At 60.7% G+C, this 22,077-nt stretch carries 17 protein-coding genes and 1 pseudogene; 4 read left to right on the top strand and 14 right to left on the bottom strand.

All coding sequences use genetic code 11. From position 1 onward, the window contains the following. The 14 genes from QK296_RS26435 to tssB all read right to left on the bottom strand — a co-directional run. Positions 1-405, bottom strand: a 405-nt coding sequence (locus QK296_RS26435) for a DUF6708 domain-containing protein (protein WP_348775210.1), incomplete at its 3' end; no start/stop codon positions are given. Between the two features lie 144 nt (positions 406-549). Then, on the bottom strand, positions 550-3,876 hold the full coding sequence (locus tag QK296_RS26430; RefSeq protein ID WP_282391898.1) for a T6SS effector BTH_I2691 family protein: 3,327 nt from the start codon (positions 3,874-3,876) through the stop codon (positions 550-552). Continuing rightward, the gene (locus QK296_RS26425; protein WP_282391896.1) at positions 3,873-4,808 is read right to left on the bottom strand and encodes a hypothetical protein; all 936 of its coding nucleotides are present in this window, start codon (positions 4,806-4,808) and stop codon (positions 3,873-3,875) included. The genes QK296_RS26430 and QK296_RS26425 overlap by 4 nt, the downstream gene beginning before the upstream one ends. After that, entirely contained in the window at positions 4,805-6,835 is a 2,031-nt protein-coding gene (tssI, locus tag QK296_RS26420; RefSeq protein ID WP_057710130.1) for a type VI secretion system tip protein TssI/VgrG, read from the bottom strand. The genes QK296_RS26425 and tssI (QK296_RS26420) overlap by 4 nt, the downstream gene beginning before the upstream one ends. Before the next feature lie 26 nt (positions 6,836-6,861). Next, positions 6,862-7,119 carry a PAAR domain-containing protein gene (locus tag QK296_RS26415; RefSeq protein WP_047710546.1) on the bottom strand — a complete coding sequence of 86 codons (258 nt, stop codon included), beginning with the start codon at positions 7,117-7,119 and terminating at the stop codon, positions 6,862-6,864. 76 nt (positions 7,120-7,195) lie between these two features. Beyond that, the gene (locus QK296_RS26410) at positions 7,196-7,717 is read right to left on the bottom strand and encodes an Hcp family type VI secretion system effector (RefSeq protein ID WP_057710129.1); all 522 of its coding nucleotides are present in this window, start codon (positions 7,715-7,717) and stop codon (positions 7,196-7,198) included. A gap of 103 nt (positions 7,718-7,820) precedes the next feature. Then, entirely contained in the window at positions 7,821-8,627 is an 807-nt protein-coding gene (gene icmH / locus QK296_RS26405; protein WP_282391883.1) for a type IVB secretion system protein IcmH/DotU, read from the bottom strand. Then, positions 8,620-9,966 carry a type VI secretion system baseplate subunit TssK gene (gene tssK, locus QK296_RS26400; protein ID WP_032892401.1) on the bottom strand — a complete coding sequence of 449 codons (1,347 nt, stop codon included), beginning with the start codon at positions 9,964-9,966 and terminating at the stop codon, positions 8,620-8,622. Before tssK ends, icmH begins: the two co-directional genes overlap by 8 nt. A gap of 37 nt (positions 9,967-10,003) precedes the next feature. After that, positions 10,004-11,353 (bottom strand): type VI secretion system lipoprotein TssJ, encoded by a 1,350-nt coding sequence (tssJ, locus tag QK296_RS26395; protein WP_282391879.1) that lies wholly within the window; start codon positions 11,351-11,353, stop codon positions 10,004-10,006. Next, positions 11,350-12,372 carry a type VI secretion system baseplate subunit TssG gene (tssG, locus tag QK296_RS26390; RefSeq protein WP_282391877.1) on the bottom strand — a complete coding sequence of 341 codons (1,023 nt, stop codon included), beginning with the start codon at positions 12,370-12,372 and terminating at the stop codon, positions 11,350-11,352. Before tssG ends, tssJ begins: the two co-directional genes overlap by 4 nt. Continuing rightward, positions 12,336-14,102, bottom strand: a complete 1,767-nt coding sequence (gene tssF / locus QK296_RS26385; RefSeq protein ID WP_057710124.1) for a type VI secretion system baseplate subunit TssF — start codon at positions 14,100-14,102, stop codon at positions 12,336-12,338. The genes tssG and tssF overlap by 37 nt, the downstream gene beginning before the upstream one ends. Before the next feature lie 7 nt (positions 14,103-14,109). After that, entirely contained in the window at positions 14,110-14,526 is a 417-nt protein-coding gene (gene tssE, locus QK296_RS26380; RefSeq protein WP_057710123.1) for a type VI secretion system baseplate subunit TssE, read from the bottom strand. Then, the gene (gene tssC / locus QK296_RS26375; RefSeq protein WP_057704082.1) at positions 14,527-16,005 is read right to left on the bottom strand and encodes a type VI secretion system contractile sheath large subunit; all 1,479 of its coding nucleotides are present in this window, start codon (positions 16,003-16,005) and stop codon (positions 14,527-14,529) included. A 30-nt stretch (positions 16,006-16,035) separates the two neighbouring features. Continuing rightward, the gene (gene tssB / locus QK296_RS26370; RefSeq protein ID WP_057710122.1) at positions 16,036-16,539 is read right to left on the bottom strand and encodes a type VI secretion system contractile sheath small subunit; all 504 of its coding nucleotides are present in this window, start codon (positions 16,537-16,539) and stop codon (positions 16,036-16,038) included. Between the two features lie 332 nt (positions 16,540-16,871). On the opposite strand from tssB, the gene vasI reads away from it, so the two are divergent. The 4 genes and pseudogenes from vasI to QK296_RS26350 all read left to right on the top strand — a co-directional run. After that, positions 16,872-17,540, top strand: coding sequence for a type VI secretion system-associated protein VasI (gene vasI / locus QK296_RS26365; protein WP_244175841.1), 669 nt, complete (start codon positions 16,872-16,874; stop codon positions 17,538-17,540). Further along, positions 17,528-18,946: a type VI secretion system protein TssA gene (gene tssA, locus QK296_RS26360; RefSeq protein ID WP_192002739.1), complete on the top strand. Its 1,419-nt coding sequence runs from the start codon at positions 17,528-17,530 to the stop codon at positions 18,944-18,946. Before vasI ends, tssA begins: the two co-directional genes overlap by 13 nt. A gap of 4 nt (positions 18,947-18,950) precedes the next feature. After that, on the top strand, positions 18,951-21,470 hold the full coding sequence (tssI, locus tag QK296_RS26355; protein ID WP_282391869.1) for a type VI secretion system tip protein VgrG: 2,520 nt from the start codon (positions 18,951-18,953) through the stop codon (positions 21,468-21,470). Then, positions 21,467-22,077, top strand: a pseudogene (locus QK296_RS26350) (alpha/beta hydrolase); the annotation flags it as partial. The gene tssI (QK296_RS26355) and the pseudogene QK296_RS26350, both read left to right, overlap by 4 nt.

Below are 22,077 nucleotides of genomic sequence, written 5' to 3'. Positions count from 1 at the left end.
GACGTAGACTTTGCGTCGGAAGCGGTTGAAGCGGATGGGTTCGTCGCGGGGAGGGTCAACGTCCATTCGCCAGATATAAATGCCTAGCCATATGCCAGTAATAAATACGATGGGGCCTAGCAAACTTAGCACTAAGGGAGGGAGGTGTTGCTCCGTGACAACATAGCTAATCATACCTGCTGGTGTAACCATGGACAGCAGGAACATAAAAAGAGCTATCCAAATACCAATCCCCCGAGTTCGCACTGTGGCGCGTGCCAGTTCAAAATATACATCGTCAACATGATTGGGCGGATTCGATAGTACGGGTGGATACGGTTCGTTGGAGGGCGATTCGTTGGGTCCCGGCAGATCGTGCTTCCAGCCAGGAGCAGGTTTGTCGAGTAAAGGTGTTGTGAATAGCATTGGAGTAGTTCCAGTTGGGGTTGAGAGCTGTTTTTTACCTTCGCTTCAAGCGGGCAGCAGGCAACCAATAAGCAGGCACACTGTTGGTGATCGCTATGGGAAAAGTAGGCAAATGCCCATGCCGAGCTCACCCAAGGCGGTGGTTTACAAGCTATCCATCAAGATGAGCTCGGCGTAGGCATCGTGAATGTCGCGATCGGGCCAGTAGGTTACCGACAAGGTCGCCGCTTCAATGTTGTGCCGACGGCGGTCGGGCAACAGTACAACCGCGCCTTTGATATCGTTGACCTGCGAGTTACGGGCATCGGCCAACGAGACGGTGCGAACTTCCTGCGTGGGCAGGGTGCTGTCGGCCCGGTAGTCAGGCTTGTTCGGGCGTTTGGGCACAGCCAGCGCCGTTCGGCGTTCGCTGGCGGCGGTTGCCAGGGTGGGGGGATTCAACTCGCCTTCGGCCAGCACTTCGCCGCCGGTGTACTGGTTGGCGGAGCCATCGCCGTGACGATGAACCGTCAGTGACCAGCGATAGGCCGACCGGTTGGCATCGAAGAACGGCAGAACCAGGCGATATTCGAGGTGCTGTTCATGGACCTGTGCGCCCACACTACCCATGGGGCCGCCCCAGCCATGCGAGCCGCTATCGACGATTCGCAAGCGAAAGTTGACGCCGGCCTCAACGCCAATGGTCGCGGCATTTAGCTCGGCGATGGCGATGTGGGCGTGTTCTGGTTTGTTCCAATGAACAGGTGGAACTTCGTTGTGCATTCCAAAGAAACAACGGCGAGCCCAGCGGTCGAGAGGTGTTGATTCTTCTCCCTCGGCCCATTTGTACAAACCGTATCCTGCTAGGCCGAGAAGTATGGCTATGCCCATTGGACCAAGTAGCGTACTGGTACCTGCAACGGCGGCCCAAATGCTGGCTCCCGCTCCCAGACCCGAGGCAATGGCAGATAGGAGATAACCTCCTGCTGCTGGAGTATCCCCTTCGTTCCGAGTGCGATTAAAAGCAAACCCCGCTCGCGTCGCATCGTACAATCCCGCCACAGCACCAATACTCCCGCCAGCCCGTACGAATACGTTGCCCACCCGTGCAGTCGCTCTTGCTGCAGTCATCGTCTGGGCAGACAAGCTACCCGCCTTCTGCACCTGCACCGCCCCCTTTTCCAGAGCGATGCCTACAATTTCCACCCCTCCACCCAACACCCCTAAACTACTGCCATACACCGCCAACCTGGCCTCAACGGCCTTTTCGCCCATGGCTTTCTCCGCTTCCTTGAGACTTTTGTTCAGCGAGTCGCTAAGCAGGTACATCCCCCCCATCGCCATCAAAAACTCGCTACTGCCGACCGCGCCACGCAGCCCGGTAAAGCCGGTGCGAACCCATCCAGCCGCCAGGTACGAGGACACCTTGACCCCCTGCAACACCTTGCGCGCCTGCGGGTCCAGGGTGCCAACCCCGACTGCGATTTCGACTAGCGCAGCGTGGGCACCTTTGCCCAGTTGATCCACGCCGAGGTTGGCCTGGCGCATCAGGCTGTCCTGCAGCTCGGTGACCTGGCCTTCCACCCAGACGCTGAGGGTCACGCTGAGGTTGGCTATTTTGGGGTCCAGCACCGCCAGGCTGAGCAGGCCGCCCTGAATCAACGGGCGCACCTGTCTGCGCACCTTGCGGGCCTCTTCGTCGGTTTTGCCCAACTCGTCCTTGAGGCCTTCCCAGGTGCGATCGATGGCATCCGCGGCCTTGCGTTGCAGGTTGCGCAGGTGCTCGCATTGCAGGGCGTAGTATTCACCGAGCTTCATCTTCACCTTGAGTTCGGTCAGATGAATGCCGTTGTAGAGCAGTTGGCTGGCACTGTTGAGACGCGAAACCGCCCGGCCCACGCCAGGGCCGAGTGACGGTTGCAAGCGGGCGGCAGCGGCATTGAGGGCGCCGAGGAGCTGCGCCATGGCATGCTGTAGACGGGGGCGGACATGCTGCTTGAAGTCGTCGTTGGCGATGAGCTTGGTAAGGGTAGAGTAGAGCTTTTCGCTGTCGTTCCAGTCGCCATCACCTGTTGCATTGAAACTGGGCAACAGATCGGCCAGCAAGCCTTTGTCACGCAAGAGAAGGGCGCGGTAGATCGGGCTCTGTGGGTCGTTCAGCCATTCACTCCACAGGGAGGCGGTATGGCCGTTATCTTGACTCGCGGGCGCTTCACTGATAGCACCTTCAAGGCACAGCGCCATGGTCTGACTGTAGGCCCGTCCTGATGGGCGGTCATTACCGTCGTAGTCATTTTGCTCGACACACACGAACAGGCTGGAGCGGCACGCTGCCGCGTAGGCGTGTGCGCTTTGGTCGATGTAACGCTGATAGTTGGCGCATTCCTGCTCATACAGTTGGTGAAACAGGGCACGGCTCTGTTCATCGTAGCGCTCTTCCAGTTTCTGGTTGTGGGCGAGTGTGCGCTTCTGGACGATCCGCTCGCGTTGCTGCTCAGGGCTGGAAAATACCGGAGGGCCATCGCCGGTCATGGGCTCGACAGACGCCGCTAGGGGCGTCTGGCCTTCTGCCTGTTCGCGATGAACTTCGCGAATGGCGAGCAATAACTGAGAGGTCTGGTAGCGATAAGCCCGGTCCGGGTCGTTCATCCAGGCCTGGCGCTGCTGCACCCAGCGGTTGCGCGTGTCGTTGAGCTCCTGCACAAGACCAATGATGTCATCCAGTACAAACGCGAGGACGCCTTGTTGGAGCTTGTGCTGTGGGATGGCGCTGCGCAGGAAGCCCTTCAGCGCGCCCAGGCGATGGGCGCGGCTATGGAAACCGTGCACGCTGTCGAATCTTGGGGCTGCCTCTTGCGGGGGATGCTCATAAAAACGCCAGTCGGGTTCGGTAGGGATGGGCAATGGGCTTGTCGGGTGGTGCTGGTATTCGTAAACCTGCTTGTCCACCTGCAGGTTTTCATCGGTCATGGCCAGGCCAACGCTGGCGGGGTTGTCGCGTGCGCTGGCGAGGTCGAGTGTCTGGAACCGCTCTGAAGCCTGACCGGCCTTGTAGGCGTCCAGCACGCTGGCGGGCCACGGGTCATTGGCAAAGGCCAGCCACGCTTGGGTGTGTTTGTCCGTGTCGATGTTGAGGAACGAGGCCGGGCAGTCGTGGTTGGCCGCGACGCACGCATCGGACAGCGGGGTCTCGTTGGCAGGCGGCGGTGCGTAGGGGTTGAATTGACGTAGATAACCGTCCGGGCTGATCTGGTAAGCCTGCCAGGTTTTGCGATCGAGCAAGACATACAGGTAGCCGGCGCGCAAGGTGCGCAAGCCCAGGCGCGTGTCAATATGCACGGTGTCCGGGCGCACAGGCTCGTTCGGTGAGCGCGGCACCAGCGCGTGGCGCAATGGCAGGATGGGCAACCCTTTACGTTGGCAAGCTTTGCATTGATCGTTTGAAATGGCGGTTTCGGCTATAACGATGCCCAGTTGTGTGCCCAAGGTCATTGAGATGCTCCGGCATAGGTCAGGTCCGACACTGCCCTTTGCAAGGCGATGTCGTTGTAGGGGACCAGCAGTTGGCTGAGCGGCGCTTGCCCCTGAACCGCTTGTTCAATCACGGCGCGAAAGCCGGTGTGCTGGTGCAGATGCGGATGCAGCATCAGGCGATGCAAGGCGAGTGTCAGGATGTCGTCCTGGCGGCTAAGCCCAAGCTGACGGGCTTGCTGGATATGGATATAGGCTTGTGCCGCCGCTTGGGGCGGCAGCGCAGTAGGGCCGCTCCAGCGAGCCGGGGCATACGCCAGCGGCAATTGGAGTGCGCGACGCCAACCGCTCAACAAGGCCGCAACCAAGGGGGCGTCCTGCTGTACCGCCGTCGTGTGGCTGCCCGGTACGGTGCGACGTTCGGGCGCGCCCACCAATACGCTGCCGGCACCGCTGCTTGTGGGCAGGAACCAGCGTCGAATTGGCCACCAGGGCCCCTCATTTTTGTCGAAGGTGCCAGCCAACAACTCCAGCCGAACGGGCTCATGGATCGGGAAAAACACTTGGCCTTGCTTCGAGGGCAGTAGCCCGAGCGAAACGATGTGGGCACTTAGCTCCTGGGAGGGGGCGCTGCTACTGAGCCAGCCGCACACGTAACGCTTGTGACGATCCATCTCCTCATGAGCGCGTAAGGCAGATAGCGCCAATAGTTCCTGCGACGGCGAAGTTCCGGGTGTCGCGAGGGCCACCAGCGCTGGGCAGGCCGACGGCGTATGGATCAGATCGGGCCGATGCACAGGCGTGACGGCATCGTCGCCGAGCGTTTGGCGCAATACCTCTATGCGTAATGGATCGTCTGCGGCGCAGTCGGCCAAGGGGTCGAGTAATAAATACAGGGTGGCATCGGGCGCATGCTGTTCGGCCACGAACGCCTGGACGCTCGCCGGCCTCATCGGTTTTTCTCCACACAGGCCTGACCTGTTTCGGGCTGCAGCTGCAGCTTCAGGGCTTGGCCGTTGCCTGGGTTTGTGGCGTTGACCGGGCCACGCAGGGTTATCGCTATGCCATTGAGGTGAATGCCTTGCGCGTCGAGCGTGAGGCTACCTCCCGGGCTTTGGAAGACCACACGCTCACTGGCTTGCAGTTGGTAGACCGTGGTGGTGTGGTGTATGCCTTGGCCGGCAGTTAGACGATGTTGCCCCGAGATCGTTTGCTGGCAGTGGCCGCCCACTTCGCTGTGGTGGTTGGCTGTTGTGGTGTCGTAGCGGTTATTGCCGACCCGCTCACTGCGATCCCGACCGACAGTTGTCTCATGGTCACGTCCCGACGAGAGCGTGTGGTCCCGGCCGATCACGTGGGACTGGTCGTTCCCGATAGTGATCTGCTCGTCATTGCCTACTTCTTCTTTGCGGTTATTACCTACAAACGTTGTGTTGTCATGTTTGACATGAACGTTCTTGTCCTTTTCAGCATGGATAAACACCTCCTCGTGCCCTAGCTCATCCTCAAAACGCAGCTCATTGAAGCCATTGCCTTTATGGGTTTGGCTCTTGATGGTCATCCGCGTCTTGTGTTTGGGCAGCTCATACGGCGGCAGATTGGTCTCGCGGTAGGTACGACCTGTGGCGATGGGCTGGTCAGGGTCGCCATCCAAAAAGCTGATGATCAGTTCCTGATCCACGCGCGGCACGGCCATGGCGCCCCAGGTCGCACCGGCCCAACCCTGAGCCACACGAATCCAGCACGAGCTCTGGTCGTTGTTTTTATCCGAACGGTCCCACGGGAACTGCACCTTGACCCGGCCCCATTCATCGCAATAAATCTCTTCCCCTGGCGGCCCAACCACCGTGGCAATCTGCGGGCCGTCGATGCAGGGTTTGTCGCGCAGCGGGGCTTTCCAGTCGGAGGTCCAGCGGATGGCGGTGGCGGTCATTTCATAAGACGTGCCGTGGCCGCTTCCAAATGCCTCCTCCTCCAAGCTGGTGTGCTGTTTGCCTTCGTGGGTGATGGCGATGGTGCGCCAGCGGTCGTTGAAGTCTTCGCGGGGATGCTCGTTGAGGTCGAACGCCAGCCCCGGTTGCAGGCGTGCGTCGTCACCGGCCAGGTGCGCCAGTTTGGCGTCATTGCGCAGGGCGGTGAGCCGAGTCTTGGTGAAGGGTTGGCCGGCGATGTCGCGTTTGTAGCGGCCGGGGTAGTCGTAGCGCTCGTAGTCCTTGTGCTGGTTTTTCAGGTCCTGGTCGCCGGTGGCGGTGTGCTGCTGGTCGTAGCGCGGGTGGGTGAAGGTGTAGTCGCGTTGTACCTGGCGGGCGGTGCGTACTTGTTCGGTGTAGTGAAAACGGGTCAAGGCCGGTTCCGTGGCATCGCCGCCGGCCATGGGTTGGTAGATCACGGGGCAATGTTTGTGCGTGCCGATGGTACCCAGGCCGCCGACGCGGTCGGTGAGGACGAGGGTGTGGCCGTCGGCGCGGTGTTCGAAGGTGTAGAGCAGGCCTTCCTCGGCGGCGAGCCGGGCGATGAAGGCGAGGTCGGTTTCGCCGGCCTGTACACAGTATTCACGAGGTTGGTGGTCGAAGCAGATTTCGCGGCGCAGGTCGGTCAGTTTTTGCTCGGCCAGCACACTGGTGATGATGTCGGGCACAGTCTGGCCCTGGAAGATGCGCCAGTTGGAACGCAGGTCGAAACGCGCCAGGGTCGGTTCGATGACGGCTGTGTAGCGGGTGCGACGAAAACCGGTGTCGCCCTGGGTAAACAGGCTGACCAGGCCATGGACGTAACGTACTGGGGTTTCACCACGCCATATGGTGAATAACCCCGCCAAGTCGAGTACCCGATTGAAGTCGATGGCCGCGTTGTGGCTGGCCAGTTGCAGTTCCAGTTTGAACGGCTGGGACAGGCCTTCTTCAAGCGTGAAGGACACCACGTCGAAGGCATCGCCTTTCAAGGGGACGAAGGTAAAACGCAAGTCGCATTGGCGGGGCATGGGGCCTCCATTTCAGTATGTAAGTGTCAGTCGATCAACCAGCTGCTATCACCGTTTTCCAGTTTTCCATCGTGGTCGGTGGTGTCGCCAACTCGGGCCACGGCTTTTCCTTCGACGGTCATAGAGCGTGAGCCGCTGGTGATCACGGCGCCGCATCCGAGGGTGTCGCCGACACGGGCGACAGCTTTGCCATTGACGGTCATGTTGCGGGCGCCGCTGTCGACGGTGGTGGGGCCACACAAAGGGCAATCATGGTCGTGTCCGACCAGTACGACGGCAGGCATAGAGCCTCCTTATAGGTTTCAAGTCAGTGAAGGGTCCGCCGCTGCACGAGCCGCAGCGGCGGAGCTGGATACGCGCTTAGCCCGCTGCTGCCGGCTTGCGCCAGTCGTCCGAGGCTTCAGTACCGGCTACCACATGACTCCAACTGACCTTGCGGTAGGACAGGCTGGTTTTGATCAGCTGGGTGTAGTTCTGGTTGTCGCTGTCTTGGGCGTGGGGCAGCACGGTATGGATATCAACGACGGTGGCCTCTTCCAGCTTGGTGGTGAAAAAGTGCTCCTGCTTGCCATCGAGGTTGGTGCGAAACCACTTGACCTCGACGGTCGGCAGCATTTCGCCGGTGGCCAGGGCCTGATAGAGCAGTGGCGAGGCTTTGTTCAGCGCGCTGGTGAAGGTCAGCGGTTTATGCACACGCTGTCCGGTGGGTTGACCGCTTTGCGGGTCGGTTGGGGCACCGATTTGATGGTCGATTTCCTGGGCGAGGATTTCGTCTTCGTGACCTTCCACAAAGACGTTGCCCACCGAGTCAGCGGTGAACGCGCCTTTGGTGATATGCCCCTGGTTTTTGCCGTGGATACTGATATACGCGGGTGTTGGCATGACAAGCTCCTTGTCGCGATGATTGAGCGACCTTGAGGTCGCGGTTTATGGCCGAAACGGCCATGGCTTTGCAGGCGCTCGACATGAACGCGCTGAAATTCGATTACAGGTGCAGCACCCGCTCCAGCGACACCAGCACCTGCTGGGTGATGGTGTTCAGGCGGATCGAGTAGATCGTGTAGGCGACGGTCAGCACGACGGCGGCCATGGCCCATGGCGTCCACAATGGCCAGGCGCGTTTGATTCGGTAGTTGCGCGGCGCGACGTTGGTCAGCGGGTCGGTGAGGCGTTTGGGTGTTTCGCCGCGAAGAGGGCGTAGTAATCCGTGCAATTGGTCGATGATTTTGCGTATTTCGTCGTCGCCCTTGGCGTGGGCGCCGTATTTGCCTTTGAGGCCGGAGATCAGGCACTGGTACATGAACTCCAGCACATGCTGGTACCTGGCTGCTTCGGGGATCATGTTGTTCATGATGGTGAAGAATTTTTCGCCGCCTCGGGTCTCGCCGTGGAACTGGCTGAGCAGCGAGCGGGCGCTCCAGGTGGAGAGCCTGCCCCAGGTGGTGCGCATGACCACCTCATCCACCAACAGGCACAGGCTGTAGGAGTAGGCCTTGAGCATGCCGGCGTCGTAGTCGAGCTGGCGGACTTCTTCCATGATCGCAGTGATCTGGTTGCTGACGCTTTGGTACAACGCAGGCACGTCATGGTGGTGGTCCAGACGGCGCAGGCGGATGACCAGACCGATCAGCGGCGTGGCGGCATCGCACAGCGGGTTCCAGGCCACGCCGCGTATGTCGTACTCTGGATCCGCCAAGTAGGTGCGGTTGCTGACAGTGATCGATTCGCCGCTAACGTCGATGGCGCCGGAGACATCCTCGTGACGCCATGAATCTAATGTTTCCTTATTCATCTCTCTCACTCCTGATCGCCCAGAACTGCAATTCCAGCTCGGGGAATTCACCGGCAATATGGAAACCGAACCCGCTGCCACTGCTCAGGCTTTGCCAGGCAGGGTGATGGCGGTCGAGTTCGAAGTAGCTGAAGCCGGCATGAAACGGCAGGTGCCGCGGCGCCACTGGCAGCGGCCGCAGTGGAATGCCCGGCAGTTGCAGGCTGACCAGTTGCTCCAGGCCTTCGGTGGAGCTGATCTTGATCTGCCGGGGCAGTTGCTGACGCAGGGTCTCCGCCGGCAGTCCGGCGCGCACGGCGAGGATGAATTCGGCGTTGTCCAACAGGCGCTTGTCGTTCAATGCGGCGCTACGCACGCCGTACTCCTGATCGACGATGGGCAACGACACTGCGCGCGGTTGCAGCACGGTGCCCAAGGCGCGACGCAGGGTGTGCTCCAGGATCTGGAAGGATTCGCGCAGGTTGTCGTGCTGGTAGGCCGGGTATTCCTGGGGCAGGTGGCCTTCATCGGTGAAGGTCACCAGTTCGCCGCAGGCTTGCGCCAATGCGATGTACAGCCGCTCCGGGTGAACCTGGCGTTGCCGGGCCAGGTGCTGGAACAGCGGGAACAAGCGGTTGAGGGTTTGCAGCAGGTTGAAGTCGGTGACATCGGCCACCCCCGACTGCCCCGGTGAGCCGATACGCTGGGCCAGGTTCTTGGCGCGCTCGCGCATCAGCCCGGCCACTTCGCCCAGGTAGCGATGCAGCGCCGGCACGGCTTGCAGGGATAGGCTGGTGGGATAGAAGTGCTCATCCATCACGAGGCTGCCGTCGGGGCGCTTGTCTTTGATCCTGCCCAGGGCGATACCGGTGAAGGCGCTGCGGTCGCTGCGTTCAAGCATCAGTTGCAGGTTGGGCACGGCCAGGTCCATGCCGACCTGATCGCCGTCATCGCTGTGGGTATCGCGGATTTCCTCGCGGCGGGCGATGTAGCGGCTGTTGCCGTACTGGTCGGGCCAGCGCACTTCGAGGGCGCCGTTGGACCGCAGTGGCAGCGCCAGGTAAACGATCTGGTTGACCGCGCTGCTGTCGGCGATTTCCAGCGGGGAGGGCGGCGCCAGGTCGTGGGGAATATCGAAGACGCTGCCGTCGGGCATGATCCCGCGTGCCTGGGTAATGGCGACTTTACCGAAGCTCAGGTACTCGGTGTTCAGCGTCAGTTCGCTGAAGCCGTAGAGGGCGTCGTTGAGGCTGTGCAGGCGCTGATGCACGGCGGCTTCGGCGGCGCGGGCCTGTTGCTGGAAGTGTTGGGGCTTGACGAACAAACCTTCATGCCAGATGACGGGGTTGCGTGAACTCATCAGTAATTACTCGGGGCAAAAGCGGCTGAAAGGGGCGTCATCGGGTTTCTCCCTTGAGGCTGACCTGGGCGGCGTCCAACTGCACCAGCACCGCGTACTGGCGGCCTTTGGGCTCGACGCGCAGGCGCTGTTTCCACTGGCCGACGTCGCTGCTGTGGTAGTTGGCGATCACCGCGATAAAACGCGTGTCTTCATCCAGGGCACGCAGGTCGATGAACTTGAATTGGCCGGGCTGGAGCAGGTAGTCGTCGGCCCGGATGTAGGTGCTGCCCAAGGTCTTTTTCAGGTCCTCGGCCAGGGCTTCGGGGCTGGCGTTGACCAGCAGCGAGTCATCGGTGAGTTGCAGCACCTTGAAGGCGATCGGCGTGGCGACATGCTCCAGCGCCGGGCTGCCCCATGGGGTGGTCAGGCTCACGCCCTGGGCGTCGTAAGCGCCGAGCAGCGCGTCCTCGATGGGCGACATTTGCTCCGCAGGCGTGGGCTCCAGGGTCAGCACCGATTGCGCTGGCACGGCTTCGTAAAGATGGTTGAGCAGGGTTTGCACTTTGTCCGTCAGCGCCTGCGGGCTGGCGGCCTGGACGTTGAGGGTGTAAGGCGAGCGGTTTTCGTCCTCTACCGGTGCGGTGCCGGTGCTGATCAGGCGCGGGTTGACGTTGTCGCTGGCGTGCAAGCTCAGGGAGTAGCGGCTGGGCTGATCTTCGGGGCCGCCGACCGGGATAGAAGGGGTCCAGATCACCTGGCCGATCTTGCCTAGCATGGTGCAGCCGCCGAGGGCCAGGCAGGCCAACAACAAGGTGCATAGGCGCAGGTTGCTGAACAGGCTGAAGCTGTGCTTGTGTGCGGGCGCGCCAATATCCGCCAACGGTTTGGGCGGCGGCGCTTTATGCATCGCCCGCAGCGGATCGCCTTGCTCGCTTAAATCCACGGGTTGGCAAAGGCGTTCGAATTCCGGGCAAACCGCAGGTGCAACTTCGGCCGGTGGAAGGTTCGTTACGTCCTCCAGGTGCCACTCCAGCAGGCCATCCGGGCGACCACTGAACAGCGCTTCGAGCGAACGTTGCCCTGGCGCATACTCGCCAAACTGCACGGCCACTCGATAGGCGCCCACTTGCAAGAAGTCGCCATCGTTGAGTGCTACCGCACTGTCGCAACCCACCGGCAGATCGTGGCCGTTGACGTAGGTGCAGCCACTGCGGTCGATCACACAAAAACGCCCCTCGACAACGCGGATATCGCAGTGGTTAGGCCGCACACTGTTCTGCCGATCCACCAGATTCCAATCCGCTGCGGCACTGCCAATGCTGCCGCCCTGCGGACCAAAGCGGTGGCTGGGTAGATAGCCGTGCAGCAACTGCGCGGGGTTACTGATAACCAGGGTCAGCTTCATGCGCGCCCCCGGATCCGCACTACGGCGGGATGGCGTTGTTGCTGGTGCTCGATAAAACTGGTCCAACCCAGGTGAGTGCCGCTGGCGCGTTGCAGGTTGAACGGCGGTACGTCTTCTTCGCGTAGCCCCAGTTCCAGGTCGTAGGCGGTGGCATCGCGCAGCAGGAAATCCATCAACTGGCGCAAGCGCCCGAACTGATCGCCGCTGGGCAGAAACTGACGAAAGCGCGCCTGGGTCAGGTTGGGAATCACCAGGGTGAACTTGCTGGCGCGGGTCTTGCTGCGGTCACCCACCACAAAGTTGCTGCCCAGGGTGCCGTTGGCTTTGCCCAGCGCCAGGCGCTGGCGTTGTGGAAAACTCACCGAGCGGGCCTCGAACTCACGGATATGCACACGGTGCAGGTCGAAACAGTGCTCGACGATGCCGGACACTACCGACGGCGAACGGCTGCGGTTGGCGATCAAGCCGGCAAAGCTCAGCAATCGGCCCCATGGCAGCGGGGTGACGCCGCGCAGGTCGTTGTCATTCAGGCCGACCATCGAGAAGACGTAACGCGAAAAGCGATCAGTGGCCTCGGCCTGGAAGCGAACGTAGTAGCGGTACTTGCGCCAGCTGGTGTGCAGCAGCGTCAGCAAACGATGATTGAAAAAGTCCATGAACGCCGGACGAATGCCGCGCTCCTGGGCCTGCTCGTAGGCCAGGCGATCAAGGTAGTAACCGGGCAACGGCGAGTCGGTACCGTGCAGGCCAAAGAAGCTGGTCTGCAAGCGATAGCGCACCTCTTCACGATCGTCCTCAATGCGTGCGGCCTCCACCACGTCGGAGGCCGGAAACCCCAGCCCTGCATGGCTTTGCAGGCGTACGCGACGGCGCACCGCATCACTCAGGGGCCGTGCTTCCAGGTCATCGCCATGCAAGGCGTGCAAGTGCTCCAGCAGACGGTGAAACGAATAGTTCCGCGCGTCGGCCAGCAGCAGGTCAGCTAGATCACGGGTTGTCTGCCGGTCAACAGTGGCCATTCGTAGCGCTCGTTGTTAGTGGTATTGATCACTTCCAGGCGATGGAAGGAGTTGATGCTCGCGTACAGGGCGAAGAAGTGCGAAAGCACGCTGGCGAACAGGTACAGCTCGCCCTCGCAGAGAAAAGCGGCCTGGTCCAGCTTTAAGCGCGTCTGCACGCCGCGCACCGGAAGGCCTTTCATCAGCCAGTCGATGGGCGTGGTTACCGCATCTTGGATGCCGTTGAGGCGTTTGCGGGTGGCGCGGGCCTGTTGCAGGTCGTGCAGAGCCGCAAAGTCATAGGCACGGATCACCGCCTTGAGCGGCTCGGGCGACAGCAATGACAGGTAGTTGAGCGACAGGTTGGAAATCAGCGTCCAGTGCAGGCTGCTGTCCAATACCGGTCGGTAGCTGCGCGTTGGCGCAATCAGGTTCGTATAGGTGGCAAACGAGGGTGTGGCCTCGGTGGACCGCGACACATCCCCGATACCCAGCCTCTGCGGCAGGTCGCGGTTGGTACAGGTCAATTCGATTGAAGCTGCCTCGTTTTCGCCGGTATACAGGCTTTCATCGCCGCGCACAAAGGCGATGCGATGACGCAAGCCTTCACGCCCGTGGGACTCCTCGATATGCGTGCGGAAATACAGTGCCGTACGGCCCCGGGCATGTTCGATCTCATGCTGGAACGATTCGAACGGGGTGAAGCGCCGCAATGGATCGCCTTTGCGCTCCTTGTCGGCGGCGTCCCAACCGGCCACGTGGTCGACACTGAAAATTTCATACGCATCCTGGCGGTTGCTCGTGGGGCTGATACGGCGTTCCTGGCTGCGCCCGTCCAGCATGATGGGCTCGGCATCGTGGCGAAACAGGTTGACCGCTGGCGCGCAGAACAGATGAAGGTCAGTGGTGCGCAAATGCGTATTGACCGGCATCGGCCGCGAGAACTGAAATTCGAAGCGAATCTGCCCGGTGGTGACGGCCGGCCAGACCTTGGCAAGCCGGGTCAGGCTGAAAAAGTGGAAGCGCTGCGGGAACACAAAATATTCCTGCAGGATGCGGTAACCATCGAACACATTGCGCGGGTAGGGCAGCAGTGCCTCATCGGGGGTGAAACCGGGAAAACCCAGATCGTCGGGGTTGAGGCGATAAGGCGTGTTGTTGACGTACAGCGTGATGTTTTTGAGGTAATGGGCCAGCCATAGGTACAGGGTCAGCGCGGTGGCATTGTCGCCGCCCAAGTGAAAGTCCAACTGGTCGCACTCAAGGCTGTCGAGCGGCTGCTGAGTCAACACATTCAGGTCGATGCGCAGTGTCGAGGCTTCACGGCTGTGGGCATCGCTGACGGCGTGCAACGCCAAGGGGTAGAGGTTGACGTCAGTGCAGGTGCGAAACTCGCAGGAAATGCCGTCCACAGGGTTGGCAAACAGCCGCGTCCCTTTGGGAATCACTTTGCGCTGACTGATTGCATTGGGCAGCGGTGTGAAACGGATGATGGTCGCACTGGGCAGTGGCCGCAGGTAATTGGGCCAGAGCATTTGCAACAGCGGGTGGGTCAGCTCCGACAGGTCGTCATCAATCTTCATGCCCAGCTTGGCGGTGAGGAAGGCAAAGCCCTCCAGCAGCCGCTCCACGTCCGGGTCATCGGCCTGATCGCCGAGAAACTGCGCCAGTTGCGGGTTGTCCTCGGCGAACTCGCGGCCGAGTTCGCGCAGGTAGCGCAACTCCTCGGCAAAGCGTTGTTTCAAGTCCATCGCATCCTCATCTCACCCGGGTGTAGCCGTCGCGGCCGTGCATGGCCACTTCGATCTGCACCTGTTCTTCCTTGTGGTTGACCTGCACCTGGCAATCGAGACGAAAGTTCAGCTCCAGCGGCAGGTCCGGATCGGGCTGATAGCGCACGCCCGTGACCTTGATGCGCGGTTCAAACGCTTCCACCGAACGCCGGATATCGGCGCTGATGGCTAACACCAGGTCACTGCTGGCCTGGGTGACGCCGTTGAAGTCGCGCAGGCCCAGTTCAGGGCTGCTTTGCGAGCAGCCCTGGCGTGAGTTGAGCACCTGCTCCAAGTGACGTTTGATCGCCTCGACACGCTGGTGCGCCTGTTCATCCGCGCAGCCTTGGCGGTAGCGCGGTGCATCGGGTTCCAGGCGTTCGAACAGGCTGGCACCGCTCATTTATTGGGTGTCCAGCCGGCCGACCAGGGAGATCTCGAAGTTGGCGCCCATGTACTTGAAGTGCGGCCGTATCGCCAACGACACCTGGTACCAGCCCGGGTTGCCCTCGACGTCCTGCACTTCGATTTTTGCGGCGCGCAATGGGCGACGGCTGCGTACGTCGGTCGATGGGTTTTCCTGATCGGCGATGTACTGCTTGAGCCAGGTGTTCAGCTCGCTTTCCAGGTCCTGGCGTTCCTTCCAGCTACCGATCTGCTCGCGTTGCAGCACCTTGATGTAGTGGGCCAGGCGGTTGACGATAAACAGGTACGGCAACTGGGTGCCGAGCTTGTAATTGGTCTGGGCTTCCTGGCCTTCGCGGGTCTTGGGGAAGTTCTTGGGTTTCTGCACCGAGTTGGCCGAGAAGAACGCCGCGTTGTCGCTGTCTTTGCGCATGGTCAGCGGGATAAAACCGGCTTCGGCCAGCTCGAATTCCTTGCGGTCGGAAATCAACACTTCAGTAGGGATCTTGGCCTGCAGCTGGCCGAAGGATTCGTACAGGTGCACCGGCAGGTCATCCACCGCACCACCGGACTGTGGGCCGATGATGTTCGGGCACCAGCGGTAGCGGGCGAAGCTGTCGGTGATGCGCGAGGCCATCAGGAACGCGGTGTTGCCCCACAGGTAATTGTCGTGGTTACCGTCGACGGTTTCGTTGTAGCCGAAGCTGCGGGCCGAGTTGTCTTCGGTGCTGTAGGGCGTGCGCAGTAGAAAGCGCGGCAAGGTCAGGGCCAAATGGCGAGCGTCTTCGGACTCGCGCAAGCCGCGCCATTTGGTGTGGCGGGGGCCGTCGAAAATATCGTTGATTTCCTTGAGGTCGGGCAGGCCCTGGAAACCTTCGAGGTTGAACAGTTCCGGCCCGGCCGCCGACACAAAGGGCGCATGGGACATGGCACCGATGGAGGCTACATAGCTGAGTAACTTGATGTCCGGCGAGCTGGGACCAAAAGTGTAGTTGCCGACAATGGCACCCACCGGCTCACCGCCGAACTGGCCGTAGCCTGCGGTGTAGACGTGCTTGTACAAGCCGCTGCGAGTGATATCACCGGCGTTGTCGAAGTCGTCCAGCAACTCCTCCTTGGTGACATGCAGCATTTCCAGCTTGATGTTTTCGCGAAAGTCCGTGCGGTCCACCAGCAGTTTCAGCCCACGCCAGGCCGATTCCAGTTGCTGGAGCTGCGGCTGATGCAGGATCACGTCCATTTGCTTGCTCAACGCGCGGTCGATTTCGGCAATCATCTGGTCAACCCGGTGCTTGTTGACCGGCTGCTCGTGATCACCGCTTTGCAGGATCTCGCTGATGAACGCAGCCACGCCTTGGCGGGCCACGGCATAGCCTTCCTGGGACGGGCGGATGGTAGTATTGGCCAGCAGTTGATCGAGCAGGGACGGCTGTTCATCGGCGACCAGCACTTGGGCGGCACTACTTTCCCTAGGCATAAGGGCTACTCCATATGGACGTAAAAGAACTCAGTTGTTTGGCGCGTCAAGCACCAGGTTCAGTTCGCTGGCCAGGCGTTGGCGGGCGGTTTCATCGGTCAGCAGGTTTTGCAGGTGCTTGCGAAAGGCAGGTACGTTGCCCATTGGTCCCTTGAGCGCAACCAAGGCTTCGCGTAGTTCCAGCAATTTGTTCAGCTCGGGTACTTGGCGAGCAATGGCGTCAGGGCCGAAGTCATTGATGTTTTTGAATTGAAGTTTCACATTCAAGTCGGTGTCGTGATCGTTGTTCAGTACCGACGGGACCGCCATGTCCAAGGCAACTTCTGCTTTGGTAAGGACTTCATTGAAGGTGTCTTTATCTATCCGAATGGATGGTCTATCTTCAAGAGCGCTTAGTTCGCCGTGGCCTTTGAAGTCGCCGGTGACCAGTAACTTCAGCGGTAGCTCGACTTCGGCTTGTTGGTCGCCTGTAGCCGGCACGTACTTGATATTGATGCGTTCTTTAGGCGCGACAGAACTTTGGGATTTCGACATGGGAAAAATCCTTTTTTGAAGGTGGCGCTATTAAAAGCCCATGTTTCAGAAAAAGTCATGTCGGACGAAGCCGATTCGTTTCGTGGTACTTGGATGTAAGAAAAATTACTGTTTAATGTTTATGTTTGGATTGAGAAAATTCATACACTGTCAGGTTTTGTTATCTGAGGGGTATATCTGGTATTTGAGGGTGTTGCAAAAAAAATGATGCCTCTGGCTTGCCAGTTCGTTATTTATATAAGTTCATGAAAAGTTGCTGTGTTCGAAGATGAGTGATCGCCTTGGTTCAATAGCAAAAGTTGAATTTATTGATAATGTAGGGGGAGGCGTTGATGCGCAAAGGATCGCAACGTTGGCGTTGGGTAGGGGGCCTGGCAGCAATGCTGATTGCCCCGCACATACACGCAATGCCGATGGCACAGGATTGCCCGGCGATCGTGTCCCCACTCAAACGCCTGGAATGCTTTGACCTGGCTGCCGGCACGCCCATCCACCATCCGCCTGCGCCGCGTACGCTGAGCCGGGTGCTGCCGATTGTCGACCTGGTACAGCGCAATGAGGCCAAGCGCCAGCCTGAGGATCAGCGCTTTCTGTTGTCGTCATTCCCGGCGCCGGACAACGACCAGCCACCACGGCTGGTGATCTCGGCGCCGGCCTTGGGGGCACTGCCGCCACGGCCCTATTTGGCCATCAGCTGCGAGTCGAAAATCTCGCGCCTGCAATTGGTGCTCGATGAACCGGCCAAGCCCAACAAAATACGCATTCAACTGTTCAAGGATGAGCGCCCCGTATCCGCAGCTTATCAATGGCAGGTGCTGGACGACGCCGGCCTGGTGGTCGATGCCGGGCGCGGGCTGCAGGCGATTGCCCTGTTGCGCAACATGGGCGGTGGCCAGCGCTTGCGCCTGGAGAGCGACTATCCAAGGCTGCACGGCCTGATATTCGACGCCGAGGGGCTGGGCGAATTGATCGAACAGGAGCGCCAGGCATGTCGTTGGTGATCGACGTTCCGGTCGACATCGTCGAGCGGCTGCTGGCCCCCATCGACCCCGCGCAACCTGCCGGGGATTTCGATGTAGAGGACGAAACCTACCAGGCCATCGACCAGGAGATGGTCAAGCTGGGCGGCTTGCGCGAGAGCGATATCGACTGGCCCTACATCGATGAAGCCTCCCGCGACTACCTGGCGACCCAGTGCAAGCACTGGCGCATTGTCGGCCATCTGCAAGTGGTCTGGTTGCGTACCCGCCAGTGGGTGCGCTGGGCCGATGCCCTCGGGCTGATTGCGGGTATGGTCGAACAGTATTGGGACAACGCCTACCCCAAACCCGGCCCCACCGGTTACTTGAACAAGCGCAAGCAGGTGCAGCGCCTGCTGGAGGACCTGGGCCAGGTGCTGCCGGCCCTGGAGCGCAGCAGTTTTGAACCGGCTTACCAAGCAGCGGCGCAACGGGCGCTGGCCAGCCTGCAACAGTGCGTCGACAGCGCCAAGCTCGACCCCGCAGCGTTGGATGCCCTGCAACGGCAGTTGGACAAATACAGCGAGCCGGCCGCGGTGAACGCGCCTGCCCGTACGCCCACCGCCAGCGGCGCTCTGGACGCAGCCTTTTTCAGCCCGCCTAAACCGCAAGCGCCCAGTAACGAACGTGAACAACGCCGTGCGGTGTTGAACATGGCCGAGCAGATCAACCAGCAAGACCCTTACGACCCTACCGGCTACCAGTTGCGCCGCTTCGGTCTGTGGTCGCATCTGCGCACCGCGCCTTCAATCGTCCGAGACCGCCGCACCGAACTGACCGCCGTGCCCAAAGACATCGTCGACGGTTATCAGGACGCGCTTAACCACAACGCCATTGAGCCGAATCTGTTACTGCGCATCGAAAAAAGCGTCTGCGCCTCGCCGTACTGGCTGCGCGGCAGTTACCTCGCCGCCCATGTCGCCTCGCGTCTGGCGATGGAAGAGGTGGCCGGCGCCATTCGCCAAACCTGCGAACGTTTTGTCTGCCGTTTACCGGCCTTGCTGGAGTTGTGCTTCAGCGACGGCACGCCGTTCGTGGATGCACAGACCCAGGCTTGGATCACCGGCGCCGACCAGGCACAAACGGCGGGCAGCCCCGTGCAGGAATACGCTGGCCTGCGCGACGAGCTGGCCGCTCAACTCAACACTGAAGGCGTCGAGCGGGTGCTGCTGCGCCTGCAGGAACTGCACGCTGCCCATGAGGCCCCGCGCCAGCGCAGCTACGCCACGGTGATTGCCGCCGACCTGCTGGCATCCCGTGGCCTGTCGTGGCTGGCGGACGACCTGTACGCCAACGTTGCACGGTTGATGCGCGAGACCACGGCGCAGGGGTGGGAGCCGGAGTTGTATCAGAAGGTGGCAACCATTATCAGTGAACGTAAGGACTAGTCACGTGCCCCGCCAAAGCGACCTGCGATTCACCTTCGAGCCCTTGAAAGGCGATGCCTTCGATGTGGTGTCCTTCACGCTTGAAGAAGGCCTGTCCCAGCCGTTCAAGCTGGAACTGCAACTGGCCAGCCACAACGCGGCCATCGACTTCAATAACGTGCTCGACCTGACGGGGCTGTTCACCATCTGGCGCGGCGAAACCCCAGTGCGCTATGTGCACGGCCTGGTCAGCCTGTTCACCCAGGGCGACACCGGTTTTCGTCGCACCCGCTACACCGCCGTCATCGAACCGACCCTGGCGCGTTTCAACCTGCGCTCCAACTGGCGCATCTTCCAGGGCCAGACCGTGCCCGACATCATCACCAACGTGTTGGCCGAGCAAAAACTGACCGACCTGCGCCGCGAAATCTGCTTCGAGCACCAATCTCGCGAATACTGCGTACAGGCCGGCGAAACCGACCTCGACTTCATCGCCCGCCTCGCCGCCGAGGAAGGCCTGCTCTACACCTTCGAACACCGCGACGACGGCCACACTCTCGTCCTCACCGACCGCGTCGGCGGCCTGGGTACCATCGGCACGCACAAACATTGCCCCGTGATCTACCAACCCATGGCCGGCGGCGATGCCACGGAACCGGCCTTGACCCGTTTTCACTACACCGAACAAGTACGCACCGCCCGCCAGGTACAACGCGACTACACCTTCACCCACCCGCGCTACGACCAACAGCACACCGCCACTGGCGACCAGGACCTGAAAAACCAGCACAAGGACTACGAACGCTACGACTACCCCGGCCGCTACAAGCGCGACATCGCCGGCAAGCCCTTCACCAAAACGCGCCTCACCGCCCTGCGCAATGACGCCAAACTGGCGCACCTGGCCGGCGACGATGCACGCCTGCAACCGGGGCTGGCGTTCGACCTCAACGAGCATCCCCGCGAAGACTTCAACGACCGTTGGCGCACCATCGCCATCACCCACGAAGGCAAACAGCACACCAGCTTGCAGGAAGAGGCGTTCGGCAGCGGCCACGGCACTTCTTATGAAATGACCGCCAGCGCCATCCGCTGGACCTCGGATTGGAAAGCCCCGCTGCGCGACAAACCCTGCATCGACGGCCCACAAATCGCCACCGTGGTCGGCCCGCCAGGGGAAGAGATCTATTGCGATGAATGGGGCCGGGTCAAGGTGCAATTCCCGTGGGATCGTGCGGACAAAAACAACGATCAGAGCTCGTGCTGGATTCGTGTGGCGCAGGGTTGGGCCGGTGCGACCTGGGGCGCCATGGCCGTGCCGCGCGTGGATCAGGAACTGATCATCAGCTTTCTGGATGGTGACCCGGACCAGCCCATCGCCACAGGCCGGACTTATCGCGAGACCAATTTGCCGCCCTACGAGCTACCTAAGCTCAACGCCGTAGCGACAACCAAAAGTCGCGAATTCAAGGGGACCCGCGCCAATGAGCTGCGCATTGACGACACTACGGCGCAAATCAGCGCGGCGTTGATGAGTGATCACGAGCATAGCGCGCTGCATCTGGGTTACCTCACTCATCCTCGCCATTACGGTGGCGGTAAACCCAGGGGGGAGGGGTTTGAGTTACGTACGGATGGGCACGGTGCGTTGCGCGCAGCAAAAGGTTTATTGCTGACTGCTGAAGCACAACTGAAGGCCGCTGCGGGCCACCTGGAGCGCCAGCAAGTCATTGAGGTGCTGCAAACCGCCCTGGCGTTGGCCAAGCAGTTAGGCAGTTCGGCTGAGGTTGCCCAAGGCATTGCCCAGGATTGGCAACCGCAACAGGCGCTCACCGAGGCCGTCAACACCCTGGGGCAGGGTGCCAATGACCAGCCCAATGGCACAGGCACTGGCGCGCAGCCCATCATCGCCCTGAGCGGGCCCGCGGGTATTGCTGCCGCCACATCCCGCAGCATTGCCATAGGCGCAGGCGAACACATCGACAGCGTCGCGCAACAGAACCTGCAACTGACCGCCGGTAAAAAAGTGGTGATTAACGCGGGCGACGAGCTAGGCCTGTTCGCCCAGGGCGGTGACATGCGCCATATCGCCCAGAACGGTCAACTGCTGCTGCAGGCCCAGCACAACAGCATCCAGGTGCAAGCAGATCAAAGCGTGGAAATCAGCGCCAGCCAGCAACACGTGCTGGTGGCGGCGGACAAACACATCACCCTGCTGTGCGGTGGGGCCTACATCAAGATGCAGGGCGGCAATATCGAGCTGGGCATGCCCGGCGATTTCATTGTGAAGGCTGCGAACAAACACTTCATTGACCCCAGCCATGCCGCGACGCAACTCAACAGCTGGCCCAGCACCTCGTTCAACGAACGCTTTCAACCCTTTTTCAACGGTCAACCCATGCGCAACCGTGCCTACGCCTTGGTTCGCAAAGACGGCGCATGCTTCGAAGGCCGCACTGATGGCGAAGGCTACGTCACCCTGCAACAGGGCATGACGCTGGAAGGGTTGACATTGGAATGGCTTGAAAACGGAGACCCCATATGACCGATAGCCCGACGACCCCCCGTGTCGCCCCCATGCACTACAACGCGCGGGGCAACCCCGTGCATACCTGGACCCTCACGCCCAGCCATATCACCGATCCGGTGCACTGCATATTGCCGCCGGATGGCGTGCTGCCGGTGATCTTTGTGCCGGGGATTATGGGGTCGAATTTGAAGAGCAAGCCTGCGGAGCAGGAAAGTGAAGATTCGGGAGAGGAGGGGGTGCCTGTCTGGCGGTTGGATGCCGGGTTTATGGGTAAGAACATATGGTTGGCCACAAATTGGTTCAACAAAAAGCCAGGAGTGCGGCAACGCTTGTTGCATCCTGACAAGGTGGAAGTAGATAACGAAGGAGCGGTGCCCAAACTAGCCGTAGGCACGGTCATTACCCAGCCGGAACGGGACAGGAAAAAGGCTGCCCTGGCCTTGACCCTGCGTTATAGAGAGCGCGGGTGGGGCGAAGTTAGCGAAACCAGCTACCACGCGTTTCTTCTTTGGCTGGAAGAAACTCTGAACAACCAGTTCCTGCCTCACCAATGGCCGCAGTTCGACGTTCGGCCTGAGCATCTGCACACCCGCAGTGTCGAGCCCGGCCCAGTTCAAGTCAC

The sequence above is a fragment of the Pseudomonas sp. AL10 genome (genome assembly GCF_029960685.1).
Taxonomy (GTDB): Bacteria; Pseudomonadota; Gammaproteobacteria; order Pseudomonadales; family Pseudomonadaceae; genus Aquipseudomonas; species Aquipseudomonas lactis.
This window is presented reverse-complemented; position numbering and strand designations above follow the sequence as displayed.